The 23,314-nt window shown below is 66.5% G+C and carries 16 protein-coding genes, 1 other RNA gene and 1 pseudogene; 11 read left to right on the top strand and 7 right to left on the bottom strand.

What is annotated here, in order from left to right; genetic code table 11:
* Window positions 1-27 precede the first annotated feature (27 nt).
* The 9 genes and pseudogenes from ACOGXC_RS06665 to ACOGXC_RS06705 all read left to right on the top strand — a co-directional run.
* Window positions 28-468 (top strand): annotated as a pseudogene (locus ACOGXC_RS06665) (ABC transporter ATP-binding protein); the annotation flags it as partial.
* 332 nt (window positions 469-800) lie between these two features.
* The gene (locus ACOGXC_RS06670) at window positions 801-1,520 is read left to right on the top strand and encodes a heme/hemin ABC transporter substrate-binding protein (RefSeq protein WP_419920036.1); all 720 of its coding nucleotides are present in this window, start codon (window positions 801-803) and stop codon (window positions 1,518-1,520) included.
* Between the two features lie 46 nt (window positions 1,521-1,566).
* On the top strand, window positions 1,567-1,878 hold the full coding sequence (locus ACOGXC_RS06675) for an antibiotic biosynthesis monooxygenase family protein (protein ID WP_419919911.1): 312 nt from the start codon (window positions 1,567-1,569) through the stop codon (window positions 1,876-1,878).
* A gap of 107 nt (window positions 1,879-1,985) precedes the next feature.
* Window positions 1,986-4,529, top strand: a complete 2,544-nt coding sequence (gene valS, locus ACOGXC_RS06680) for a valine--tRNA ligase (protein ID WP_419919912.1) — start codon at window positions 1,986-1,988, stop codon at window positions 4,527-4,529.
* Between the two features lie 148 nt (window positions 4,530-4,677).
* On the top strand, window positions 4,678-5,388 hold the full coding sequence (gene modA, locus ACOGXC_RS06685) for a molybdate ABC transporter substrate-binding protein (protein WP_419919913.1): 711 nt from the start codon (window positions 4,678-4,680) through the stop codon (window positions 5,386-5,388).
* A 67-nt stretch (window positions 5,389-5,455) separates the two neighbouring features.
* Complete coding sequence (gene modB, locus ACOGXC_RS06690; RefSeq protein ID WP_419919914.1) at window positions 5,456-6,376, top strand: molybdate ABC transporter permease subunit; 921 nt, start codon at window positions 5,456-5,458, stop codon at window positions 6,374-6,376.
* Window positions 6,373-7,413, top strand: coding sequence for a sulfate/molybdate ABC transporter ATP-binding protein (locus ACOGXC_RS06695; RefSeq protein ID WP_419919915.1), 1,041 nt, complete (start codon window positions 6,373-6,375; stop codon window positions 7,411-7,413). The genes modB and ACOGXC_RS06695 overlap by 4 nt, the downstream gene beginning before the upstream one ends.
* A 161-nt stretch (window positions 7,414-7,574) precedes the next feature.
* Window positions 7,575-10,064 carry a ribonucleoside-diphosphate reductase subunit alpha gene (locus tag ACOGXC_RS06700; protein ID WP_419919916.1) on the top strand — a complete coding sequence of 830 codons (2,490 nt, stop codon included), beginning with the start codon at window positions 7,575-7,577 and terminating at the stop codon, window positions 10,062-10,064.
* 128 nt (window positions 10,065-10,192) lie between these two features.
* Entirely contained in the window at window positions 10,193-11,152 is a 960-nt protein-coding gene (locus tag ACOGXC_RS06705) for a ribonucleotide-diphosphate reductase subunit beta (protein ID WP_419920037.1), read from the top strand.
* Between the two features lie 39 nt (window positions 11,153-11,191).
* Here the strand turns inward: ACOGXC_RS06705 and dnaG are convergent, their stop codons facing one another.
* From dnaG to uppS, 5 genes are all read right to left on the bottom strand, one after another.
* Complete coding sequence (gene dnaG, locus ACOGXC_RS06710; protein ID WP_419919917.1) at window positions 11,192-13,114, bottom strand: DNA primase; 1,923 nt, start codon at window positions 13,112-13,114, stop codon at window positions 11,192-11,194.
* Between the two features lie 200 nt (window positions 13,115-13,314).
* Window positions 13,315-14,820 (bottom strand): putative PEP-binding protein, encoded by a 1,506-nt coding sequence (locus ACOGXC_RS06715; RefSeq protein WP_419919918.1) that lies wholly within the window; start codon window positions 14,818-14,820, stop codon window positions 13,315-13,317.
* A 66-nt stretch (window positions 14,821-14,886) separates the two neighbouring features.
* Window positions 14,887-16,182 (bottom strand): glycine--tRNA ligase, encoded by a 1,296-nt coding sequence (locus ACOGXC_RS06720; RefSeq protein ID WP_419920038.1) that lies wholly within the window; start codon window positions 16,180-16,182, stop codon window positions 14,887-14,889.
* A 173-nt stretch (window positions 16,183-16,355) separates the two neighbouring features.
* The gene (recO, locus tag ACOGXC_RS06725; protein WP_419919919.1) at window positions 16,356-17,072 is read right to left on the bottom strand and encodes a DNA repair protein RecO; all 717 of its coding nucleotides are present in this window, start codon (window positions 17,070-17,072) and stop codon (window positions 16,356-16,358) included.
* A gap of 120 nt (window positions 17,073-17,192) precedes the next feature.
* On the bottom strand, window positions 17,193-17,912 hold the full coding sequence (uppS, locus tag ACOGXC_RS06730) for a polyprenyl diphosphate synthase (protein WP_419919920.1): 720 nt from the start codon (window positions 17,910-17,912) through the stop codon (window positions 17,193-17,195).
* Window positions 17,913-18,012: 100 nt separating this feature from the next.
* On the opposite strand from uppS, the gene ACOGXC_RS06735 reads away from it, so the two are divergent.
* Window positions 18,013-19,995: an ATP-dependent DNA helicase gene (locus tag ACOGXC_RS06735; RefSeq protein ID WP_419919921.1), complete on the top strand. Its 1,983-nt coding sequence runs from the start codon at window positions 18,013-18,015 to the stop codon at window positions 19,993-19,995.
* A gap of 121 nt (window positions 19,996-20,116) precedes the next feature.
* Here ACOGXC_RS06735 and era read toward each other — a convergent pair whose 3' ends face one another.
* Complete coding sequence (gene era / locus ACOGXC_RS06740) at window positions 20,117-21,022, bottom strand: GTPase Era (RefSeq protein ID WP_419920039.1); 906 nt, start codon at window positions 21,020-21,022, stop codon at window positions 20,117-20,119.
* A gap of 180 nt (window positions 21,023-21,202) precedes the next feature.
* Here era and ssrA point away from each other — a divergent pair.
* Window positions 21,203-21,590: a transfer-messenger RNA gene (ssrA, locus tag ACOGXC_RS06745) on the top strand.
* Window positions 21,591-21,744: 154 nt separating this feature from the next.
* Here the strand turns inward: ssrA and ACOGXC_RS06750 are convergent.
* Entirely contained in the window at window positions 21,745-22,929 is a 1,185-nt protein-coding gene (locus ACOGXC_RS06750) for an RtcB family protein (protein ID WP_419919922.1), read from the bottom strand.
* Window positions 22,930-23,314: the final 385 nt, after the last annotated feature.

The raw sequence follows: 23,314 nt of genomic DNA on the forward strand, positions 1-23,314 counted from the left end.
CTCAGCACCGGCTACGGAGGTCCAAAGGTGCTCGAAAACCTCACCACTGCCATACCTCCCGGCGAGATCACCGCCATCGTGGGGGCCAATGCCTCGGGCAAGTCCACCTTCTTGCGAACTCTGGCCCGTCTGCTTCGACCTTCGGAGGGCGTTGTGCTGCTCGATGGGGACGACGTGTGCCGCCAACCCACCCGATCGGTTGCAACCCGCCTCGGCCTGCTGCCCCAGTCTCCCCGGGAGCCCGAAGGTGTGGTTGTTGAAGACTTGGTACGTCTGGGGCGCTACCCCCACCAACGCCTGTTCAGCCAATGGTCCAAGTCCGATGAACAAGCGGTGAATCGGGCGTTGGAGTTGGCCGGGCTGGTCGAGATGCGCAAACGAGCGGTAGACGAACTGTCGGGAGGCCAACGCCAGCGGGTGTGGATTGCCATGGCCCTGGCTCAGGATGTGCCACTGATGCTGCTGGATGAGCCCACCACGTTCCTGGATATAGCCCACCAGGTGGAGATGCTGGAACTGTTGGCCCGATTGAATCGGATGGAGAACCGCACGGTGGTGATGATCCTGCACGATCTCAACCAGGCGTGCCGTTACGCATCCCACCTCATTGCCCTGGCCGGCGGGCGAATTGAAGCGGTGGGCCACCCCTCGGAGGTGGTGACGGCGGAGTTGATCCAGCGGATCTACGGACTCGAGGTGAAGGTGGTCTCCTGCCCGGTCAGCGGCACCCCATTGTGCATTCCATATTCGCACAACCACTCATCGCCTTGGGCATGGGAAGCAACGTGGTGGCAACCGACATGTCGGCCACGTATCCACCCGAAGCTGATGCTTTGCCGGAGATCGGCTACCAGCGGGCACTGTCCGCCGAAACCGTGGCCTCTTTTGCTCCTACCGTCTTGCTGGCCACCGACATTGCCAGCCCGCCCGAGGCGCTGGACGATATGCGTCGACTCGGGTACCCCCTTGTGATCCTGCCCAACGAGGCCACCCATACAGGTGCCGGCGAGAAGATCAGAGCTGTGGCTGCGGCTTTGGGGGTGTCCCAACGGGGGGAAGAACTGGCTGATGAGCTGGATGATGCCATGCTCAAAGCAATGGTCCCCTCCGGACATGAGGGGCACCACCCCCGGGTGGTGGCCCTCTATGTTCGAGGCACGGCGGCTCAACTCGTGCTGGGCCGGTCGTCCAATACCCACTGGCTGATCCATGCTGGCGGGGGTGTGGATGTCTCCCAGGAAATGGGGGTTGAAGGCACTGCACCAGTTTCTGCCGAAGCCATTCTGGCCACTGCTCCCGACGTTCTGCTGGTGACGAAGAATGGGCTCGAATCGGTGGGAGGTGTGGACGGGCTGCTGGCCATCGCCGGGCTCGGGCAAACCCCGGCGGGCCAGAACCGGCAAGTTCTGGCCTATGACGATCAATTGCTGCTGGGCAACGGTCCCCGGACCGCCCAGATGCTCACCCAACTTAGCAAAGACTTGAGCGCCGTAACCGTCGCATCTTCAACCAAATCCTAGAATTTTCAATCCGATCCAATTCCTACCAACCAAAGGAGAAAAACCAATGAGCATCGTCCGGATCAACGCCATCACCGTGCCTGACGGAGCTGGCGACGAGCTACTGAGCCGTTTTGAGCGGCGGGTAGGCGAGGTGGAGACCATGGCCGGCTTCGAGGGTTTTGAACTGCTCAAACCTTCGAAGGGGAACACCTGGTACGTCTATACCCGCTGGTCCAGCGAGGAGGATTTCCTGGCCTGGGTACGGTCACCGGAGTTCGCCCGAGGCCACGCCCAACCCAGCAACCAGCCATTGGCCCATGGTGCCGAATTGCTCAGCTTCGACATCGTGTTGAAGGCCGCACCGCCAAGTAGCTGAAATGTCTTAACCATCAACCCCCCCCCCCTCCCCCCGCCACCAGAGCACTTCGACAACGGGGTGATGGCTGCTGCCGGGTGGTGGTGGCGAAGTAGGGTGTTGGGGCCATGAGTGCTTTCCGTAACGTGCCCGACAAGCCGGCCCTGGAAGGGTTGGAGGCCAAGTGGGGCGAGGTCTGGGAAGCCGAGGGCACGTACCGCTTCGACCGTACCGCCACCCGGGAGCAGGTCTACTCCATCGACACCCCCCCACCCACCGTGAGCGGGTCGCTGCACGTGGGCCACATGTTCAGCTACACCCACTGCGACACCCTGGCCCGCTACCAGCGCATGCAGGGCAAGCAGGTGTACTACCCCATGGGCTGGGACGACAACGGCCTACCCACCGAACGCCGGGTACAGAACCACTTCGGAGTGCGCTGCGACCCATCCCTACCCTACGACCCCCACTTCAAACCCCCCGAGAACCCCGACAAGAACCAACTCCCCATCTCCCGGCGCAACTTCGTGGAGCTGTGCGAAAAACTCACCACCACCGACGAAAAAGCCTTCGAACAGCTCTGGCGCCACCTGGGACTATCCATCGACTGGTCACTCACCTACGCCACCATCGACCAACGCAGCCGCCGAGCCTCCCAAAGAGCATTCCTGCGCAACCTGGCCCGAGGCGAGGCCTACCAGAACGAAGCCCCCAGCCTGTGGGACGTAACCTTTCGCACCGCAGTCGCCCAAGCCGAACTCGAGGACCGGGACCGCCCCGGTGCCTACCATCGCCTGGCCTTCCGGCAACCCGGCGGCGAGGACCTGCTCATAGACACCACCCGCCCCGAGCTGCTGGCCGCCTGCGTGGCCGTGGTGGCCCATCCCGACGACCCCCGCTACCAGCCCCTCTTCGGCCAAACCATCACCACCCCCCTGTTCAGAGCCGCAGTGCCCATGGTGGCCCACGAACTGGCCGACCCCGGCAAGGGCACCGGTGCCGCCATGATCTGCACCTTCGGCGACACCACCGATGTAACCTGGTGGCGGGAACTGAACCTACCGGTACGAGCCATCATCGACCGGGACGGCCGCCTGGTGACCAGCCCCCCCGACGGGGTGAACCCGGCCCCCTACGCCGAGATCGCCGGGCGCACCGTCCACGGAGCCCAGCAAAGGGTGGTCGAACTCCTCAAGGAATCGGGAGAGCTGATCGGCGAACCCCGAGCCATCACCCACCCGGTGAAGTTCTTCGAGAAAGGCCAACGCCCCCTGGAAATCGTCACCTCCCGCCAGTGGTACATCCGCAACGGCGGGCGCGACGAGGCCCTGCGCGATGCCCTCATCGGCCGGGGCCGGGAGCTGAACTGGGTGCCCGAGCACATGCGGGTCCGCTACGAGAACTGGGTCGGGGGGCTGAACGGCGACTGGCTCATAAGCCGCCAGCGTTTCTTCGGTGTGCCCTTTCCCATCTGGTACCCGCTGGATGCCGGCGGCCGGATCGACTACCACCACCCCATCGCAGCCGAGGAAGCCTCCCTCCCGGTGGATCCCTCCTCCGACGTTCCCCCCGGCTACCGGGAGGATCAGCGGGACCGGCCCGGTGGTTTCACCGCCGACCCCGACGTGATGGATACCTGGGCCACCTCCTCGCTGACCCCCCAGATCGCCTGCTACTGGGAGGACGACCCCGACCTGTTCGAACGCACCTTCCCCATGGACCTGCGCCCCCAGGCCCACGAGATCATCCGCACCTGGCTGTTCGCCACCGTGACCCGGGCCCACCTGGAGCACGGCGCAGTACCGTGGTCCACCGCGGCCATATCGGGATGGGTGCTCGACCCCGACCGCAAGAAGATGTCCAAGTCGAAGGGCAACGTGGTCACCCCCATGGACACCCTGGAGGCGTTCGGGGCCGATGCCTTGCGCTACTGGGCTTCGTCGGGGCGGCCCGGCACCGACACCGCCTTCGAGGAGGGTCAGATGAAGGTGGGGCGCCGGCTGGCGGTGAAGATCCTCAACGCCAGCCGGTTCGTGCTCGGCCAAGCACCGACGGCGGCAACCGAACCCACCGAGACCCTCGATCGGGCGCTGCTCGCGAACCTGGCCCACCTGGTGGACGGTGCCACCACCGCCTTCGACCGGTGCGACTACGCCCGGGCTCTGGAGTTGACCGAGACCTCCTTCTGGTCGTTCACCGATGACCACCTGGAGCTGGTCAAGAACCGGGCCTACGGCAGCCGGGGTGGCCCTGCGGGCGAATCGGGGCGCCGCACCCTGGAGTTGGCCCTGATCACCTACCTGAAGCTGTTCGCCCCCTTCCTACCCTTTGTGACCGAGGAGGTGTGGTCGTGGTGGCAGCCGGGCTCGATCCACCGCTCGACCTGGCCCGACACCGGAGGTCTGCGGGCCGCCGCCGGCGACGTGGACCCGCGGGCTGCCACGGTGGCCGCCGACACCCTGCGAGAGATTCGCCGCATCAAGAGCGATGCCAAGGTACGCCTGTCGATCCCGGTGACCTCCGCCACCGTTACCGACACCGCCGAGCGCCTGGCCGTTCTGGATCAGGTGGCCCAGGACGTGGCCGATGCCGGCCGGTGCCGGGAACTGCTAACCGCGGTGGGACCGGAGCTGTTCGTAACCGCGGAGCTGGAGACCGGAACCGCGACCTGACATGCTCCCTTTTTCAAGTGGAGTATGCGGAGCTGGAGACCGGAACCGCGACCTGACATGCACGAACCAGAACTGCCTCACAAAACCACCAACGGGCAACACCCAACCGCGGCCCTACATGCGCATATACATGTTGAGCCTTGGTTTGTTGGCCGGGGTTCTGGGTTGGGCATCGGTGGGTTGCGGTGGAGATGATGCCACCACCGTGACCGTGTATGCCGCCGCGTCGCTGTCCGGGGCATTCGAGGACATGGCCGGGGAGTACGAGGCCACCAACCCCAAAACGGCGGTGAGGCTCAGCTTCGCGGGCAGCGCCCGGCTGGCCACCCAGATAATTGCCGGGGCCCGAGCCGACGTGTTTGCGTCGGCCGATACCGCCAACATGAACCGGGTGGTGGCCGGCGGGCGCACCGCAAAATCTCCGGTGGTGTTCGCCCGCAACCACCTGGCCCTGGTGGTGCCGGCCGGCAACCCCGGCGACATTGCCGAGCTGGAGGACCTGGAAGAACCCGGGCTCGTCCTGGCAGTATGCGCCCCCGAGGTACCCTGCGGTGCCCTGGCCCGGGCAGTGCTGGCCGGCGCCGAGGTCGAGATCGATGCCGACACGGAGGAGACCAGCGTGCGAGCCGTGCTCACCAAGGTGATGCTGGGCGAGGCCGATGCCGGGCTGGTGTATGCCACCGATGTGGCCGCCGGGGGGGCAAAGGTGTTGGAGGTGCCCATCGGCCCCCAGGAACGGTTCACCGACTACCCGGTGGCCGCCGTCAGCAATCGGGCGGAGGCCGCCGACTTTGCTGCCTTCGTCACCGGCCCCGAGGGCCGGCGCATCCTCGCCTCCCACGGGTTCGAGACCCCATGAGCGATCCCCCCAATAGGTCTCCACACGATGCGGGATGTGGTGTCGCCTCCCACGGGTTCGAGACCCCATGAGCGCCACCGAAGGGCCGCACAACCGACCTACTACTGCTGCGAACCCGGTTACCAACCGCCGGGAGGGTTCCACCCCCCGTGACCACCCGCCGCACAGCCGACCCCCCATCGCCGCCATAGTGATGGCCTTCATCGCCGTGGCCGTGCTGGGGCTACCCCTGGTGGGCCTGCTGCAACGCACACCGTGGTCGTCCCTGGCCACCACGCTGGGTGAGGCCGGCACCCTGGAGGCGCTGCGGGTGTCGGTGGTGGTGTCACTGGCGGCCGCGGTGGTGTCGGCGGTGCTGGGGCTACCCCTGGCCTGGGTGCTGGCCCGGATGCCGTTCCGGGGCCGGGCGCTGGTGCGGGCCTTGGTGCTGTTGCCCATGGTGCTGCCCCCGGTGGTGGGAGGCATCGCCCTGTTCTTCGCCCTGGGACGCCGGGGGCTCATCGGCCGGGCGCTCCACAACGGGTTCGGGGTGGACACCCTCATCGGCACCACCCCGGGCGCGGTGATTGCTGCCGCGTTCGTGTCCATGCCGTTCTTCGTGATCACCGCCGAGGCGGGGATGCGCCAGCTCGACCCCCGGCTGGAGTCGGCCGCCGCCACCCTGGGGGCCGGGCGCTGGACCGTTCTGCGCCGGATCACGGTGCCATTGCTGGCCCCCTCGCTGGCCGCGGGGATAACCCTGTCGTGGGCCCGGGCTCTGGGGGAGTTCGGGGCCACCATCACCTTCGCCGGCAACCACCCCGGGCGCACCCGCACCCTGCCACTGGCCATCGCCCAGGCCAACGAGGCCGGCCGGCCCGAGGCGGCCATCGCCATGTCGGTGCTGCTCATCGGAGTGTCGCTGCTGGTGCTCATCGGGCTGCGCCACCGCTGGGTCGCCCCCCGCTCCCCACACCCGGCGGGCTTGGCGGAGACCCCCCGGCCATGAGCGTCCGAGCCGGCATCCAAGCCACAACCGGAAACCTCACCATCCAAGCCGGGTTCCACGCACCGGCAGGAAGCTGCACCGTGGTGGTGGGGCCCAACGGGGCGGGCAAGACCACCTTGATCCACGTGCTGGCCGGGCTGATCCCCCTGCAAGCCGGCAGGGTCGTGCTGGCCGGCCAGGTGGTCGAGGACACCGACCGGGGCATACGGGTACCCCCCGACCGCCGACCCATGGCCCTGCACAGCCAGCACAACCTGCTGTTCCCCCACCTCAGCGTGGTGGACAACGTGGCGTTCGGTCCCCGGTGCTCGGGCCTGGCCACCCGCCCCGCCCGCCGGCAGGCCGAGGCGTGGCTCGACCGGGTGGGGCTGGCCGAGGTGGCCGGGCTGCGCCCCTCCCAACTCTCCGGCGGCCAGGCCCAGCGGGTGGCGCTGGCCCGGGCCGCGGCCTGCCGGTCCGAGGTGCTGCTGCTCGACGAGTCCCTGGCCTCCCTGGATGCCGGAACCCGCACCGACGTGCGCCACCTGCTGGCCGGCATCGAAGCCACCCGCATCCTGATCACCCACGACCCGGTGGAGGCCCGGGTGCTGGCCGATCAGATCCTGGTGATGGAAAGGGGCCGGATAGTGCAGGCCGGGACCCCCGAGGCGGTGGCCGCCGACCCCCGAACCCCGTGGACCGCCGGCCTCATGGATGTAAACCTCCTCACCGGCCACGCGTCCGGCACCGAAGTGACCCTCGACTGCGGGCTCACCCTCACCACCGCCTCACCCATGACCGGGCCGGTGCTGGTCACCTTTTCGCCCGCGGCCGTAACCCTGTCGAACTCCCGACCCCACACCAGCGCCCGCAACACCTGGGAGACCGAGGTGGCCCGCGTCCAGCCCGAGGGCGACCGGGTCAAGGTTGTGCTCGGTGCCCCCGTGCCCTGCCACGTATGGGTCACCGCCGGGGCCGAGCGCGAGCTGGATCTGAGCTCCCAACCCCGGTGCTGGGCCGCCCTCAAGGCCACCGAACTGACCGTCCGGGAAGCCTGAGAGCGCGCGCCGGTGCGCGCTCATGGAGATCCAGCAGCATCGACTCACCGCAAAATCCCTGCTCACAACGTGATCTTTTTTATTTCCATTGATGGAATTACCGATTTGTAACTACAATTGAAAAACTTGACGCCAAGAGCCTCATCCGCAGGGGGGAACCGATGACACTGGTACAGGAGCCGTTGGCCGCATTGAGCCGGGACCGGGCCGATAGCGACTCGAACCGTTCCCCCGCCACCGGAATGCGGGTGCGCAAACGCAGCGGCGAGCTGGAGCCGGTGGACGTCAACAAGATCGTCAACGCCGTGGCCCGCTGCGCCGAGGGGCTGGTGGGGGTGGACCCCATGCGAGTGGCCACCCGGACCATCTCCGCGCTGGCCGACGGGGCCACCACCCGGGAGCTGGACGAGCTGTCCATCCGCACCGCGGCCGGGCTCATCGTCACCGAACCCAACTACTCCAGGCTGGCCGCCCGGCTTTTATCCACCTGCATCGACAAGGAGGTTCGCAACCAGAACATCCCGTGGTTCACCGAGTCGATCAGCACCGGTCGCAGCCTGGGCCTGATCGGTGACGAGACGGCCACGTTCGTCGAGACCCACGCCCCGGCGCTGAACGCATCCATCAGCTCGCTGCGGGATCGCAACTTCGAGTTCTTCGGGCTGCGCACGGTGTACGACCGCTACCTGCTGCGCCATCCCGACACCCGCTTGGTGATCGAGACCCCCCAGTACTTCTTCCTGCGGGTGGCCTGCGGCCTGTCGGTGGATGCCAACGAAGCCATCGCCTTCTACGATCTGATGAGTTCGCTGGCCTACCTGCCGTCGAGCCCGACACTGTTCAATTCGGGTACCTCCCATCCGCAGATGTCCTCGTGCTACCTGCTCGACTCCCCCGAGGACAGCCTGGAGGGCATCTACCAGCGCTACACCGACATCGCTCGGCTGTCCAAGTTCGCCGGCGGCATCGGGGTGGCCTGGCACCGCATCCGCTCCAAGGGATCGCTCATCCGGGGCACCAACGGCCTGTCCAACGGCATCGTGCCGTGGCTCAAGACCCTCGACAGCTCGGTGGCCGCGGTCAACCAGGGAGGCCGGCGCAAGGGAGCGGCCTGCGTTTACCTGGAGAGCTGGCACGCCGACATCGAGGACTTTCTGGAGCTGAAGGAGAACACCGGCGATCATTCCCGCCGGGCCCACAACCTCAACCTGGCCAACTGGGTTCCCGATCTGTTCATGCAGCGGGTGGAGAAGGACTGGCAATGGTCGCTGTTCGACCCCAAGAAGGTGCCCCACTTCGCCGACCTCTACGGGGAGGAGTTCCGGGAGGCCTACGAGGAGGCCGAGGCCGCCGGGTTGTACGAGCGTCAGCTTCCCGCCCGCCACCTCTACAGCCGCATGATGCGGACGCTGGCCCAGACCGGCAACGGCTGGATGACCTTCAAGGATGCCTCCAACCTGCGCTGCAACCAGACGGGCCGGACGGGCCGGACGGTGCACCTCTCCAACCTGTGCACCGAGATCATCGAGATCACCAGCGCCACCGAGACCGCGGTGTGCAACCTGGGGTCGATAAACCTGGGGGCCTTCGTCGACACCGAGCGGGGCGGGATGGACTTCGAGCGGCTCGGTGAGGTGGTGCGCCTGGTGGTACCCCTGCTGGACCGGGTGATCGACATCAACTTCTACCCCACCCCCGAGGCGGCCGAATCCAACGCCCGGTGGCGACCGGTGGGTTTGGGGATCATGGGTCTCCAGGACGTGTTCTTCCGCCTGGCGCTGCCGTTCGACAGCGACGAGGCCCGCAAGCTGTCGGCCCTCATATCCGAGGAGATCTACCTGAACGCCCTTTTGGCCTCCACCACGCTGGCCGAGAAGCATGGCCCTCATCCGGCCTTCGACCGGACCAGGGCGGCCGGCGACCAGCTCCAGTTCGACCTGTGGGACCGGGTACCCACCGACCCGGATCGATGGCAGCAGGTGAGGGATCGCATCGCCGAGCACGGGCTGCGCAACTCCCTGCTCATCGCCATCGCCCCCACCGCCACCATCGCCTCCATCGCCGGCTGCTACGAGTGCATCGAGCCCCAGGTGTCCAACCTGTTCAAGCGGGAAACCCTCTCCGGGGAGTTCCTTCAGATCAACCGCTACCTGGTGGACGACCTCCAGAGCCTGGGCCTGTGGGACGAGGAGATGATCGCCGAGATAAAGAGATCCGAGGGCTCGGTGGCCGGTATCGAGCGCATCCCCGACCGTTTGAAGTCGGTGTACCGCACCGCCTGGGAGATCCCCCAGCGGTCGCTCATAGACATGGCCGCCGATCGGGGGGTGTTCATCGACCAGTCCCAGTCGCTGAACCTGTTCATGGAGTCCCCCACCATAGGCAAGCTCAGCTCCATGTACCTGCACGCCTGGAAGTCGGGGCTCAAGACCACCTACTACCTGCGATCCCGACCCGCCACCCGGATCAACCAAACCACCGCCGACACTCCCAACACCCGGATCAACCAAACCACCGCCGACACTCCCAACACCCGGATCAACCAAACCACCGCCGACACTCCCGGCAATACGCCCACTGCTCCGGTGACTGATACCGAAGCGGTGGCCTGCTCCCTGGAGAATCCCGAGACCTGTGAGGCATGCGACTGATGGCCCTGGTAGATACCCCCCTCTCGCAACAACGCTACGGCACCGATCCGGGGGCGCAACCCCAGCCGGCCGGGATCCCGGCCGCTGGCCGCATCCTGGATCCCGGCTTCGAGTTGACGCTGCGCCCCATGCGCTACCCGAAGTTCTACGACATGTACCGCGACGCCATCAAGAACACCTGGACCGTGGACGAGATCGACTTCTCCGACGACCTGGTGGACCTGGAGCGTGCCCTTTTGCCCGCGGAGAAGCATCTGGTCAACCGGCTGGTGGCCTTCTTCGCCACCGGTGACTCCATCGTGGCCAACAACCTGGTGCTGAACCTCTACCGCCACATCAATGCCCCCGAGGCCCGGATGTACCTGTCCCGGCAGCTCTACGAGGAGGCGCTGCACGTCCAGTTCTACCTGACCCTGCTGGACAACTACATCCCCGACCTGGCCGAGCGGAAAGCTGCCTTCGCGGCGGTGGACAACATCGAGTCCATCCGCCAGAAGGCCGAGTTCTGCTTCCGGTGGATGGATTCGATGGATGACATAAACCGGTGCGACACCCCCCAGCAGCGCCGCCAGTTCCTGCTGAACCTGATCTGCTTCGCCACCTGCATAGAGGGGCTGTTCTTCTTCGCTGCCTTCGCCTACGTGTACTTCCTCCGGTCCAAGGGGTTGCTGAACGGGCTGGCCGCGGGCACCAACTGGGTGTTTCGCGACGAGAGCTGTCACATGAACTTCGCCCTCGAGGTGGTCAACACCGTCCGGGCCGAGGAGCCCGATCTGTTCGACGCCGAACTGGGTCGGCAGGTCACCACCATGATCGGGGAGGCTGTGGACTGCGAGCACCAGTTCGCCACCGACCTGCTCGGCCAGGGAGTGCCCGGAATGTCGGTGGCCGACACCCGCCGCTACCTGGAGTTCGTGGCCGACCAGCGCCTGACCCAACTCGGCCTGCCCAAGCAGTTCGGCGCCCGGAACCCCTTCTCGTTCATGGAACTCCAGGACGTGCAGGAACTGACCAACTTCTTCGAGCGCACCGTCGCCTCCTACCAGACCAACGTGGAAGGCAACGTGAGCTTCGACGAGGACTTCTAGGCGGTTGAAAGAGGTTTGTCCGAGCTGCTTTTCCGCCTTCTAGGCGGTTTCCAGCCGCTTAGGGGTTACCGGGGAGTCCTCGGTTCCCGGTCGGAGCAACCGCAGCAGCGAGTGGGCCTGCTCGGGCTTCCATTCCGATGTCTTGAGTTGATCCATGGCTGTTTTCAAGTCGCCGACGCGGCGCATCAGCGGTTCGTCGGCTGAACCGAGGCGGGCCTGGCGCTCTAGGTAGGCCAGCTCTCTCTGCGCCGCTTCATGGATCAGGATCGCCATTGCTATCTCCTGGCGGTGGACGCTGGCCCGCAACTGCTCATCTTCGACAACCAGTAACTCTCGCGTGATCTCGGCCAGCTTGGGGTCGGCATCGGACTGGAGCGCTTCCAGGTCGGGATACTCCAACAGTGCCTCGAACAACGCCCGGTACAAGGGGTAGTCGAACATCTCGGGAACGATCTCGGGCCACACCGCACCGGGTTCATGGGCCGCCAACCACAGCACCAGGCGTTCCATGTTGTTGGGTGGGGGGCCGTAGGGGTCGCCGCCCTGCTCGGAGCCAACCCGATCACCGGTGGAGGGTTCGCCGCCCCTGCCCGGATCGTACCCAGCATCGGCCGGATGGGGAGCAGCATCGCTGGTGGCCGCCCCAGATGTCCCCCGGCGTGATGACCGCTGGGCGGCTTTGGTCACCTGGCGCAGACGGTCGGCGCTCACCGAGCAGCGGTCGGCCACATCCATCAAGTACTTGTCCCTGACCTCGGGGTTGGGATGCTCGGCTACCAGGCGGGCAGCCCGCTCCCCGGCCCGTACCTGACCCTTCAACGTTTTCAGGTCGGCCTCGACCAATATCCGATTTATGCGGAAGTCCATGAAGTCCACCGCCTGATTCACCGCCGCCACCAGCCGGTCGGGTTCGCTCTGGGCCAGATCACCGGGGTCGGAACCCGCGGGCAGATCGGCCACCACCACCTCCAGCCCAAAGTTGTACTCCCACTGGGAGAACCGCTCGGCCGCGGTCTGGCCGGCGGAGTCGGCATCAAAAGCCAGCACGATGCGGGGCGCGAACCGGCGCAGCACCTGAACGTGCTCCTCGGTGAGGGCCGTGCCGCAGGTGGCCACCGCCCGGGAGATACCGGCCTGGGCGAAACCGATCACGTCGGTGTAGCCCTCGCACACGATCACCTCCCCGGCGTTCACGATGTCCTGCTTGGCCCAGTTGAGGCCGTACAGCACCCGGGACTTGTGATAAACAGCGTTGTCCACCGAGTTCTTGTACTTGGGCCCCTCCCCGCCGGGCAGCACCCGCCCGCCGAACCCCACCGGTCGGCCGCTGCGGTCGAAAATGGGAAACAGCAACCGGGCCCGGAAGCTGTCCTGGATGCGCCGGGCCTTGTTGCGAAAACCCAAGCCGGCATCGGAGAACACCTGATCGGACATCCCCTTTTGGGTGCCCACCCCGAGGCTCACCGCCAGCGCGTCCCACTCGTCGGGGGCCCACCCCAGCTTGTAACGGCGAACCACCTCACCGTCGTAGCCCCGCTGGCGGAGATAACCCCGGGCCTGGCCGGCATCGGGGGCGGTGAGCAGCCGCTGGTGATACCACTCCACCGCCCGCTCCAGAGCCTCGGTGAGCCTGACCCGCTTGAGACGGTCGGCACCCTCGCCCGACGACGTGTACCGCAGCTTGATCCCCGACCTTTTGGCCAGGCGCTCCACCGCCTCGGTGAAGTCGGCGTGCTCGGTTTCCCTGACGAAGGTGATGGCATCACCGCTGGCCTTGCAACCGAAACAGTGGTACACGCCCATTTCGGCGTTGACCGAGAACGACGGGGTCTTCTCGGGGTGGAACGGGCACAGGCCCTGCCAGCGCCGCCCGACCCGTTTGAGCTGTACCTGCTCGCTGATGACCGCGACGATGTCGGTAGCCTCCCTAACCCGCGCCACATCATCGTTGTGGATGCCCACAACACGAGATTATGCCGAACCGGCGACAGCTTGAGCAGCCATCCGACGGGTCACCGTCCAACCAACATTCGCAGCCATCCGATGGGTCACCGTCCAACACCAACCTGCACAGCCATCCGATGGGTCACCGTCCAACACCAACATTCGCAACCATCCGACGGGTCACCGGCCAACACCAACATTCACAGCCACCGGGCGAGTCACCGTCCAACACCAATAACAGCATGGGCGGTGGACAGGCGGGCAACGGGCACCCGGTGGGGGGAGCACGATACGTAGTCGATGCCGGCGGCGGCCAAGAACGCGATGGATGCCGGGTCACCGCCGTGCTCGCCGCACACCCCGATCTCGATACCGGAGCGGGTCGAGCGAACCGCCGCCACCGCATCGGCGACCAGCCGTCCCACCCCCTGGCGATCCAGCGTCTCGAACGGGTTGGCATCCAGCAGCCCCTGCTCGACGTAGGGGCGCATGATCCGAGCCTCCACGTCGTCACGGCTGAATCCAAAGGTCATCTGGGTCAAGTCGTTGGTACCCACCGACAGGAAGTCGGCCTGGGCGGCCACCTCGGCCGCGGCCAGCGCCGAGCGGGGGGTCTCGATCATGGCCCCCACCGGGACGACTTTGCCGCCCAGGCGGCCGGCGGCCCCGCTCAACTCATGGGCCACCACCGCCCGCACGTGGGCCAGCTCAGCACCCCCCACCACCAGCGGAACCATGATCTGCACCCAAGGATCGCCCCCGACCCCGATCCGGCGAGCTACCGCCCCGACCACTGCCCTGGTCTGAGCCCTGTACAGCTCGGGGCGCAGCACCCCCAACCGGGCGCCCCGAACCCCGAGCATGGGGTTGTCCTCAGCCAGATCGGGGTGGTCGGGCAGGAACTCGTGCAGGGGTGGGTCGAGCAGGCGAACGGTCACCGGCAACCCGTCCATGGCCTCGAGGAGTTCGGTCAGGTCCTCGACCTGGGCCTCGGTCAAGGCATCGAGGGCCGCAGAGCCGCCCCCGGTCACCGCCCGCTGAAGGAGGGGCAGCCGCTCGCCCAAGAACAGGTGCTCGGTTCGGCACAGCCCCACCCCGGCAGCCCCGAACTTTCGAGCTGTCCGGGCCGTTGCCGCGTCATCGGCATTGGCCCGCACCCCCAGCCGCTCGCCCCGCAGCTCGTCGGCCCAGCCCAGCAACGTGAACAGTTCGGCGGGCACGCTGGTTGAGCCCACCGTCGCCGCACCCAGCATCACCGTGCCCGCCGAGCCGTCGATGGTTATGGGATCGCCGTCGCGCAGCTCGATGTCGCCCAACCGAGCCACCCCGGCGACATCGTCCACCGTCAGGGTCTCCACCCCCACCACTGCGGGAATGGCCCAGCCCCGGGCGATCACCGCGGCGTGGCTGGACAGGCCTCCCCGGGCGGTGACGATGCCGGTGGCGGCCGACATGGCCACCTCATCGGCCGGGGTGGTCAGCGGCCTGACATAGACGGCCGGAAACCCCCGGTCTTCGGCATCGAGTACGGCCTCCACCGACAGGCACACCCGGCCCGATGCCGCTCCCGGCGAGGCGGCCACCCCTCGGGCGGCCACCGGACCCGCCGGGTCGCCGGCTATCCGGGCGTGGAGCAGATCCTCCACATCGCCGGGAGAAACCCTTCGCACCGCCTCGACCCGTTGGATGTCGCCACGCTCGACAGCCCGAACCGCAGCAACCACCGGACCAACCATCACAACAAACTCACAACCCAAGCCAAACAGCCCGAACCACCGGACCGATAAAACTCACAACCCAAGCCCGGCAGCCAGGTGCTCGATCAGGTCTTGGATGGGTACCCGGTCCTGATCCATGGAGTCCCGGTCGCGCACGGTGACCGCCCGATCCTCCAGGGTGTCGAAGTCCACGGTCACGCAGTACGGGGTGCCGATCTCGTCCTGGCGGCGGTAGCGGCGGCCGATCGACTGGGTTATGTCGTAGTCGGTCATCCACCGGGGCTGGAGCAGGCCCAGCACCTCCTCGGAAACCGTCTGGAGCTCGGGCTTTTTGGACAGGGGCAGCACCGCCACCTTGTAGGGGGCCAGCCGGGGATGGAGCCGCAGAACGGTGCGGGTGTCCCCCCGTACCTCCTCGGTGTCGTAGGCGGCCAGCAAGAACGCCATCATGGTTCGGGTGGCCCCCGCGGCCGGCTCGATCACGTGAGGCCGGTAGCGCTCACCGGCCTGCTGGTCGTAGTAGTCCAGATCGGCCCCGGAGTGCTGGGCGTGCTGGGTCAGGTCGTAATCGGTCCGGTTGGCGATGCCTTCCAACTCGCCCCACCCCCAGGGGAACAGGTACTCCACGTCGGCGGTGCCGGCCGAGTAGTGGCTGAGTTCGTCGGCATCGTGGGGCCTCAGCCGCAACCGGTCGGCGGGTATGCCCAAGCCGGTGTACCAGTCCATGCGGGCCTGGCACCAGTACTCGAACCAGAAGGAGGCCTCGCCGGGGGGCACGAAGAACTCCATCTCCATCTGCTCGAACTCCCGGGTGCGGAAGATGAAGTTGCCCGGGGTGATCTCGTTGCGGAACGACTTGCCGATCTGGGCTATGCCGAAGGGGGGCCTCGACCTCACGGTGTTGATCACGTTGGCGAAGTTGATGAACATGCCCTGGGCGGTCTCGGGCCGTAGGTACACATCGGCCCCGGCCCCCGCCACCGGACCGGCCTGGGTGCGGAACATCAGATTGAACTGGCGGGCCTCGGTGAGTTGCCCCGGCTGCCGGCAGTGGGGACACACCTCGGGATCGACCAGTTGGTCCTCCCGGTGGCGGGTACCGCAGTTGCGGCAGTCCACCAGGGGATCGGTGAAGTTGGTCAGGTGGCCCGATGCCTCCCACACCTCGGGGGGCGACAGGATGGAGGCATCCAGGCCGACCACATCGGTACGGAGTTGCACCATGGTCCTCCACCAGGCATCCTTCACGTTGCGCAGCAGCAGAACCCCCAGGGGGCCGTAGTCGTAGGCGCTGCGGAACCCTCCGTATATATCCGCCGACTGGTACACGAACCCCCGCCGCTTGCAGAGGTTCACCACCTTGTCCATCAAGTCGTCGTTATTCGGGTGGTCCTTATCCGGGTCGTGTTTTTCCATCAGTTCGTCACCCGCGCCCTGTTCGGCATCGTTGCTGCTCATGGGGCGCAGGCTACCGGCCCCCGGTGATAGGTCTGATACCGGAGGCGCTCGGGACAGCCATCAAAAGAAGGAGCCCTACCCAACTACAGAATGTAGGCGTTCGTGGTTCGGAGGCGACGTTCCAGGTGGTGCTCCAAGGCGGCGGTGGCCAGGCGCTCCACCTCGGCGGTGGCCGGCGACGGTGCCACCTCCAGCGCCGCGCTCAGGTTGCCCCCCAGAACCATCCGCATCAGCTCCAGTACCTCGGGCATCAGCGGGGATCCTCGCCGGCAGCCGCGACACAGCACCCCGCCGCGGCTGTAGTCGAAAGCCCCCAAGTCGTCGGAGATGCCGCAGGATGCGCACACCCCAACCTCGGGCCCCACCCCGTCGTGGGCCAGCAGCTTGAGGTAGAAGGCGGGCACCACCAGCGCGGAGTCTCCGGCATTCAGGGTGCGCAGACCGCCCAGCAGTATGCGATACAGCGCGCCGTCGGGCTCCCGGTCGACCCCCACCCGATCCACCGCTTCCAGCATGGCCATGGCCTTGCCCAACCGGACCAGATCCTCGCGCACCGCCCGCAACCGGTCCACCGATTCGGCCTGGGTCACCACATCCAGCTCGCCGCGCCCCCGGTGGAGCTGGAGCTCCACATGGCTGGTGGGTTCCAGCCGCCCCCCGAAACGGCTGCGGGTCTTGCGCACGCCCTTGGCCACCGCCCTCACCTTGCCGTGACCCCGGGTGCAGAACACCACGATACGATCGGCCTCCCCCAGCTTGTAGGTGCGAAGCACGATCCCCTGATCCCGATAGAGGCTCACGGCAAAAAGCCCCCCACCCCCCGGTTGCGAAACAAAATCACCGGAGCCCGCCGGTTACAAACCAGGATCATCGAAGCCCCCCACCCCCGGTTGCAAACCCGGATCACCGGATTTCCCCACTCATACCCGGCCGAAACGGCGGTCGCGGTGCTGGTAATCGGCGATGGCGGCATAAAGGTCGTGGCGGGTGAAGTCGGGCCACATCACATCGGTGAAAACCAACTCGGAGTAGGCCAGCTCCCACAGCAGGAAATTGGAGATCCGGTACTCCCCCGACGTGCGGATGATGAGGTCGGGTTCGGGCATCTCCTGGTCGTAGAGGTGACGGGCGATGGTGCGCTCGGTGATCCGCCGGGCCGGGATCCGCCGGGCCGCGATGCGCCGCACCGCATCGGTGATCTCGGCCCGGCCGCCGTAGTTGAAGGCGATCGCCAGGGTCATCCGCCGGTTGCCCCGGGTGAGTTGGATGGCCTCGTCCATCTCCTTGATCAGCCCCTTGGGCACCCGCCAGTCGCGGCGACCCAAGAACCGGATCCGCACCCCCATCTCGTTCAGCTCCTCGCAGCGCCGCCGCAGGATGGTGCGGTTGAAGTTGAGCAGGAACCGCACCTCGTCATCCGGGCGGTTCCAGTTCTCGGTGGAAAAGGCGTACACCGTGAGCCATTCGATGCCGAGCTCCAGGGCTCCCTCGATCACATCGAACAAGGCATGCTCGCCCTGCTCGTGGCCCTCGGTACGAGCCATGCCCTTCTGCTCGGCCCACCGCCCGTTGCCGTCCATCACGCACCCCACATGGCGGGGAATCCGACTGAGGTCGAGGCCATGACCGGGTATACCCACACCTGAACGGTACTCCCCGACAAGCCCTGCTGGGGGGAACAGTCTCCCCGCTGGGAGGACATGGCGGCAACAACCTTCCATTACCCGGTTACCGGCACTGATGCCGGGGGGTACGCGCCCATCCACCCGGCCCCTCCTGCAACGCTTCCATGATGGAGGCTGCTCACTGTCTCACGGCGCGGGTAACGTCGAGCAGATGCCCGACATCGACGAGCTGGAGGTGGCACTGGATGCGGCGGTCTCGTCCCTGAAGGGCGGGGGTGAGCACCGGCCGGGTCAGCGCACCATGTGCAGGGCGGTGGCCGAGGCCATGGAGTCGGGGCGTCACCTGATCGTGGCCGCCGGGACCGGCACCGGCAAGTCCCTGGCCTACCTGATCCCGCTGGCCATGGGAGAGGGCCCCTCGGTGGTGGCCACCGCCACCAAGACCCTCCAGGACCAGTTGGTCGACAAGGACCTCCCCCAGTTGGTCGAAGCGCTGAATCTGCCGGTGCGCTTCGCCGTGTTGAAGGGCCGATCCAACTACCTGTGCCTCCAGCGGCTGAAGGAGCACCTCGAGAGCGACCAGCAGAGGCTGGACATCGCCCCCGGATCATCGTCGGAGATGGCCCGGCTGGCGGCCTGGGCGCAGCGCACCGATACCGGCGACCGGGCCGAGCTCGACTTCGAACCCTCAACGGAGGCCTGGGATGCGCTCAGCGTGTCGGGGCGAGAGTGTCCGGGGGCGAAGAACTGCCTGTCGGGACCAACCTGCTTCGCCGAGAAGGCGGGCCACCGGGCCGAGGAGGCCGACATCGTGGTGGTGAACACCCACCTCTACTGCCTGCACTTGTTCAGCGAAACGCCTATCCTGCCCGAGCACGACACGGTGGTTCTGGACGAGGCCCATGGCCTGGAGGACATCGTGTCGGGCGCGGCCGGTTTGGTGCTCACCGGGGGCCGGTTCGACAACCTGGCCCGCCACATCCGATCGGTGATGGCCGAAGCGGAAGTTGCCGACCTGCTCGAAAGTTCGGGAGATCGGCTGCGGGAGGTTCTGGCACCGTTCCGGGACAAGTCCCTGCCCTCTCCCCTGCCCGACAACCTTCTGGAGGTGGCCGTGCTGGGGCGGGGCCGGGTGGACCGGGCCGGTGCCGAGCTGAAAGCCGTGCCCGATGACGGCCCCGGAGATGTGGGCCAACGCAAGCTGAGGGCGGTGCGGGCAGCCGGCGCGCTGGCCGAGGATCTCAGCAGGGCGGTGGCAAACAACGCCGGTGAGGTTGCCTGGGTGGAGGGCAGTGAGTCGTCGCCCACCTGGCGGATCGCCCCCATCCAACTGGGTGATCTGCTGACCGAGAAGCTGTGGCCGCGCACCACCGCAGTGCTGACCAGCGCCACCATCCCCATGAACCTGGGGAAGGTGCTGGGCCTCGAACCCGAGGAGCACGACACCATGGATGTGGGCAGCCCGTTCGACTACCAGGCCGCCGGGCTGCTCTACTGCGCCAAACACCTGCCCGATCCCCGCAACCCCGACTACGAATCGGCCATCCACGAGGAGCTGGCCGCGCTGATGGAGGCAGCCGGGGGGCGAACGCTGGCTCTGTTCACCAGCTACCGGGCCCTGGATCGAGCGGCCGAGGTGCTGAGGGACAAGCTCGACCTCAAGATCTACACCCAGCGCGACCTACCCAAACCCGAGCTGCTGCGGCGCTTCGCCACCGAGGTGGAGAGCAGCCTGTTCGCCACCATGAGCATGTGGCAGGGGGTGGACGTGCCCGGCGAGTCGCTTTCGCTGGTGACAATCGACCGGCTGCCGTTCCCCCGGCCCGATGATCCCCTGCTGGAGGCCCGGCGTGAACAATACGGCAAGGACGCCTTCCGCCTCGTCGACCTGCCCCGGGCCGGCACCCGGTTGGCCCAGGGTGCCGGCCGCCTCATCCGCCGCGGCACCGACCGGGGAGTGGTGGCGGTGCTCGACTCCCGGCTGGCCCGGGCCGGCTACCGCTGGGACCTGGTACGAGCCCTGCCCCCCTTCACCCGTACCGCCGAACGCCACCAGGTCGAGGCGTTCCTGCGGGCGATCAGGGAGCAAAGCCAGTAGCTGGCATCTCCGGACTTGGACTCCGAGGGCCACACGGGTGATAAGGGAGCAAAACCCACCGGGCAGATCTGATCAGGGCTCGCTCGACGATTCCAGCCCGTAACCCAAACGGTCGAGCACCTCAGGGCTCGCTCGACGATTCCAGCCCGTAACCCAAACGGTCGAGCACCTCGGGGCGGCGCTGCCAGTTCTTCTCCACCCCGACGTGCAATTCGAGAAACACCCCCTCGGGAAGTTGGGCCCGGACTGCGGTACCCACCTCCTTGAGCACCGACCCCCGCTTGCCGATCACCATGGGCTTCTGGGACTCACGCTCCACCAGTATCACCACCCGTATACGGGACCCATCCCACTCGGTCACCGCCACCGTGATGGAGTGGGGAAGCTCATCTCGGGCCAGAGTCAGCAACTGTTCCCGCACCAACTCGGCCACCCAGCGGGCCTCGGGCATGTCGCTCACCATGTCGCCGGGGTACAGGGCAGGACCGGGGGGCATGAGCTCACACAGCCGATCCACCAGAACATCCACCCCCTCGCCGGTGCGGGCCGAGGTGGGAAAGTACTCGGCGAACCCCAACTCGCCGGCGGCGGCCAGTTGGGCCACAACCCGGGCCCGGGAAGCAGCGTCGATCTTGGTCACCACCACGATGGACTCGGGACCGAGCCGCTCGGCGATGAACCGGTCTCCCCGTCCCAGCGGCCGGGTGGCGTCTATGCACAAACACACCACGTCCACGCCGGCAGCCGCATGGTTAGCAGCGGTGTTCAAACGCTCCCCCAAAGCGGTGCGAGGCTTGTGAATGCCGGGGGTGTCCACAAACACCACCTGTGTGTCGGACCGGTGCAGGACACCCCGAACCGCGTGCCGGGTGGTCTGGGCCTTGTCGGAGACGATGGCCACCTTCGTACCCACGATGGCGTTCACCAGGGTGGACTTTCCCGAATTGGGCCGCCCCAGAAGGGTCACGAACCCCGACCGGAAACCCTCCCACCGATCCTTATCACCGGTTTCCTCCCCACCCGGCACATCCGGTGCCACCCCTTCATCGACCACAACCCCAGGTTACCCCGAAGATGCCCAGGGACTTTTCCCGATCAGGCGACCCAAAGGAATCAACCCCCGAGCTCCCCGGCGAGGAAACAAAAGAATCAACCCCCGAGCCACTGAGCCGGTATCATGGGTGGGCACCTTGACAACAGTGCACACGGGGCTGATCGGTTTCGACGTTGGGACCGGAGGCTGCGCTGTGCGACCCGAGTTGCTCAGACTCGCAAAACGGGGCAAACAAATAACCGACACACAACGTGTCCCTCTCGCAGCCTGATCCGTCAGGGTTAGAGAGTCATCGCGACCGGTAACGGCACGCGGGGTCGGTCCATCGCAGCCCGGCAACAGAAGCGGTGGAGACTGTAGGGAAAGACCACCGACGGCGGGAAAGACCGCTGACTCCGGGAAATAGACCCGGTGGTGGGCCTCCTGGTGGGGCCACCCGACCCGGCGGCGCGGCTGCCATTGATGCCGCAAACCGGGAATGGTCGTATCGCAGTCGGACTTCACTCAGCGGACGGGGGTTCGATTCCCCCCAGCTCCACCCTTTCCCGGTCATGGGGCTAACCGGGTCGGCCCCATGAAGGCGAACGAAGCCCCTGGATTACCGCGGCTATGGGGAAGAAGCCGCGATCAGCATCCCTTGTAATTGAGCACAACGATGCCCCTGGATTACCGCAGGCACCAGGAAGAAACCGAAATCAGCATCCCTTGTAATTGAGCACCGCCTTGAGCTTGTGGTCCACCGACACCAGATCATCCTGGTCGGCCACGACCTGCGCTATGGGTTTGTAGGATGCGGGGGCTTCGTCCAGCAGGTCGTGAGCCCGATCCGACCTCCAGGCCCGCCCCCGCATGGAACGTTCCAGATCGGCTACGGACAGCGTCTTGCGGGCCTGGCTTCGGCTCATGCGGCGGCCGGCACCATGCGCCGAGGAATGGTAAGAGGCTTCGCTGCCTGTGCCCGACACCACATAGGTATCGTCACCCATGCTGCCGGGGATAACACCGCGATCCCCGCAACCGGCCCGGATCGCCCCCTTGCGGGTGATCCACAGCGTGCGCCCGCCGTGGATTTCCTCCTCGGCGTAGTTGTGGTGGCAGTCCACCCGATCCACTATCTCGAATCCCAACCCGGTGGTCGCCCTGAGCGCCACAAGAACGGCATCCACCATGAGCCTGCGGTTGGCCGACGCGTAGTCCTGCGCCCACAACATGTCTGCCACATAGGGGGCGAAACCGGCATCGTCCTTGGTGAAGTAGGCCAAATCGGCATCCTCCAGCTCGCGCCCGGCGGCCTGGCAGGTTCGCTTGGCCTCCTTTATGTGGGTGGTGGCCAGAATGTTGCCCACCCCGCGTGACCCCGAGTGCAGCACGACCCACACGATTCCCGCTTCATCCAAGCTGACCTCGATGAAATGGTTACCGCCTCCCAGGGTGCCCAGTTGCGCCCCCATACGCTTTCTGGCTTTCGCAGGAGTGGCCCGAGCATCCGGCAGCGGGTGTGCCTTCAACCACGCTCGGGCTCCCGCGGTCGGTTCGGGATGGCCGGCGAAGCCCGAAGGCACGGCAGCGGCCACGGCATCCAGACAATCGGTGAGATCATCAGGCAGATGTGAAGCGGTGTGCTCGGTGCGTATGGCGGTCATGCCGCAGCCGAGGTCCACACCAACTGCTGCCGGGATGATGGCCGCTTCGGTCGGGATCACCGAACCAACGGTCGAGCCGATACCCACGTGAGCATCAGGCATCAAAGCGATGCTGCCCGCTACCACAGGGCTGCGAGCCGCCCGCTTGGCCTGCTCGATAGCGCCCGGTTCGATGTCTGACCCCCAACTTCTAACCGAGCGCCCACCCCCCGCATCAATAACCCTCGGCGACGTCATGCCTCCAGGTTAGTGAGAATGCGTGACGCTCAGCCCGCCCATTTCTTCCCGCCCCCTCCTCCTGTTGCGGTGGCGTGGACATGGTTGTTGGGCGTGGCTGCTTGGACATGGTTGTTGGGCGTGGGGCGTGGCTGCCCGGGGCGCTCGATTGAGCCTGAGAAACCGCGTTTACGAGCCCACATCGCTTACATCCTCTGGGATTGGAAGGCAACGGCCGAGGTCCAAGCCGACCCTGCGCTGCTCCGCCGCCTGAGCGAACCCATTGCTACTGTGTCGGGAGAACCCGTTCCTATTCCCGCTGCCTGACCGCTACGGATACCCTAGCGTAAGGAGCGGGTAGCCCCCCCCCCCCCCCCCCGAGCGGGATGGTTGGGACATCCTCTTT

This window comes from Candidatus Poriferisocius sp., from assembly GCF_965202595.1.
Lineage (GTDB): Bacteria > Actinomycetota > Acidimicrobiia > Acidimicrobiales > Bin134 > Poriferisocius.

What these genes read in the sequence shown, in the direction of transcription:
- ACOGXC_RS06735 (WP_419919921.1), top strand. Translation starts at nt 18,013, where the DNA reads ATGCCGGGGGGTACGCGCCCATCCACCCGGCCCCTCCTGCAACGCTTC.
- ACOGXC_RS06705 (WP_419920037.1), top strand. Translation starts at nt 10,193, where the DNA reads ATGCGCTACCCGAAGTTCTACGACATGTACCGCGACGCCATCAAGAAC.
- modB (WP_419919914.1), top strand. Translation starts at nt 5,456, where the DNA reads ATGAGCGCCACCGAAGGGCCGCACAACCGACCTACTACTGCTGCGAAC.
- ACOGXC_RS06720 (WP_419920038.1), bottom strand. Translation starts at nt 16,182, where the DNA reads ATGGACAAGGTGGTGAACCTCTGCAAGCGGCGGGGGTTCGTGTACCAG.
- ACOGXC_RS06670 (WP_419920036.1), top strand. Translation starts at nt 801, where the DNA reads ATGTCGGCCACGTATCCACCCGAAGCTGATGCTTTGCCGGAGATCGGC.
- ACOGXC_RS06695 (WP_419919915.1), top strand. Translation starts at nt 6,373, where the DNA reads ATGAGCGTCCGAGCCGGCATCCAAGCCACAACCGGAAACCTCACCATC.
- ACOGXC_RS06750 (WP_419919922.1), bottom strand. Translation starts at nt 22,929, where the DNA reads ATGACGTCGCCGAGGGTTATTGATGCGGGGGGTGGGCGCTCGGTTAGA.
- ACOGXC_RS06675 (WP_419919911.1), top strand. Translation starts at nt 1,567, where the DNA reads ATGAGCATCGTCCGGATCAACGCCATCACCGTGCCTGACGGAGCTGGC.
- ACOGXC_RS06700 (WP_419919916.1), top strand. Translation starts at nt 7,575, where the DNA reads ATGACACTGGTACAGGAGCCGTTGGCCGCATTGAGCCGGGACCGGGCC.
- valS (WP_419919912.1), top strand. Translation starts at nt 1,986, where the DNA reads ATGAGTGCTTTCCGTAACGTGCCCGACAAGCCGGCCCTGGAAGGGTTG.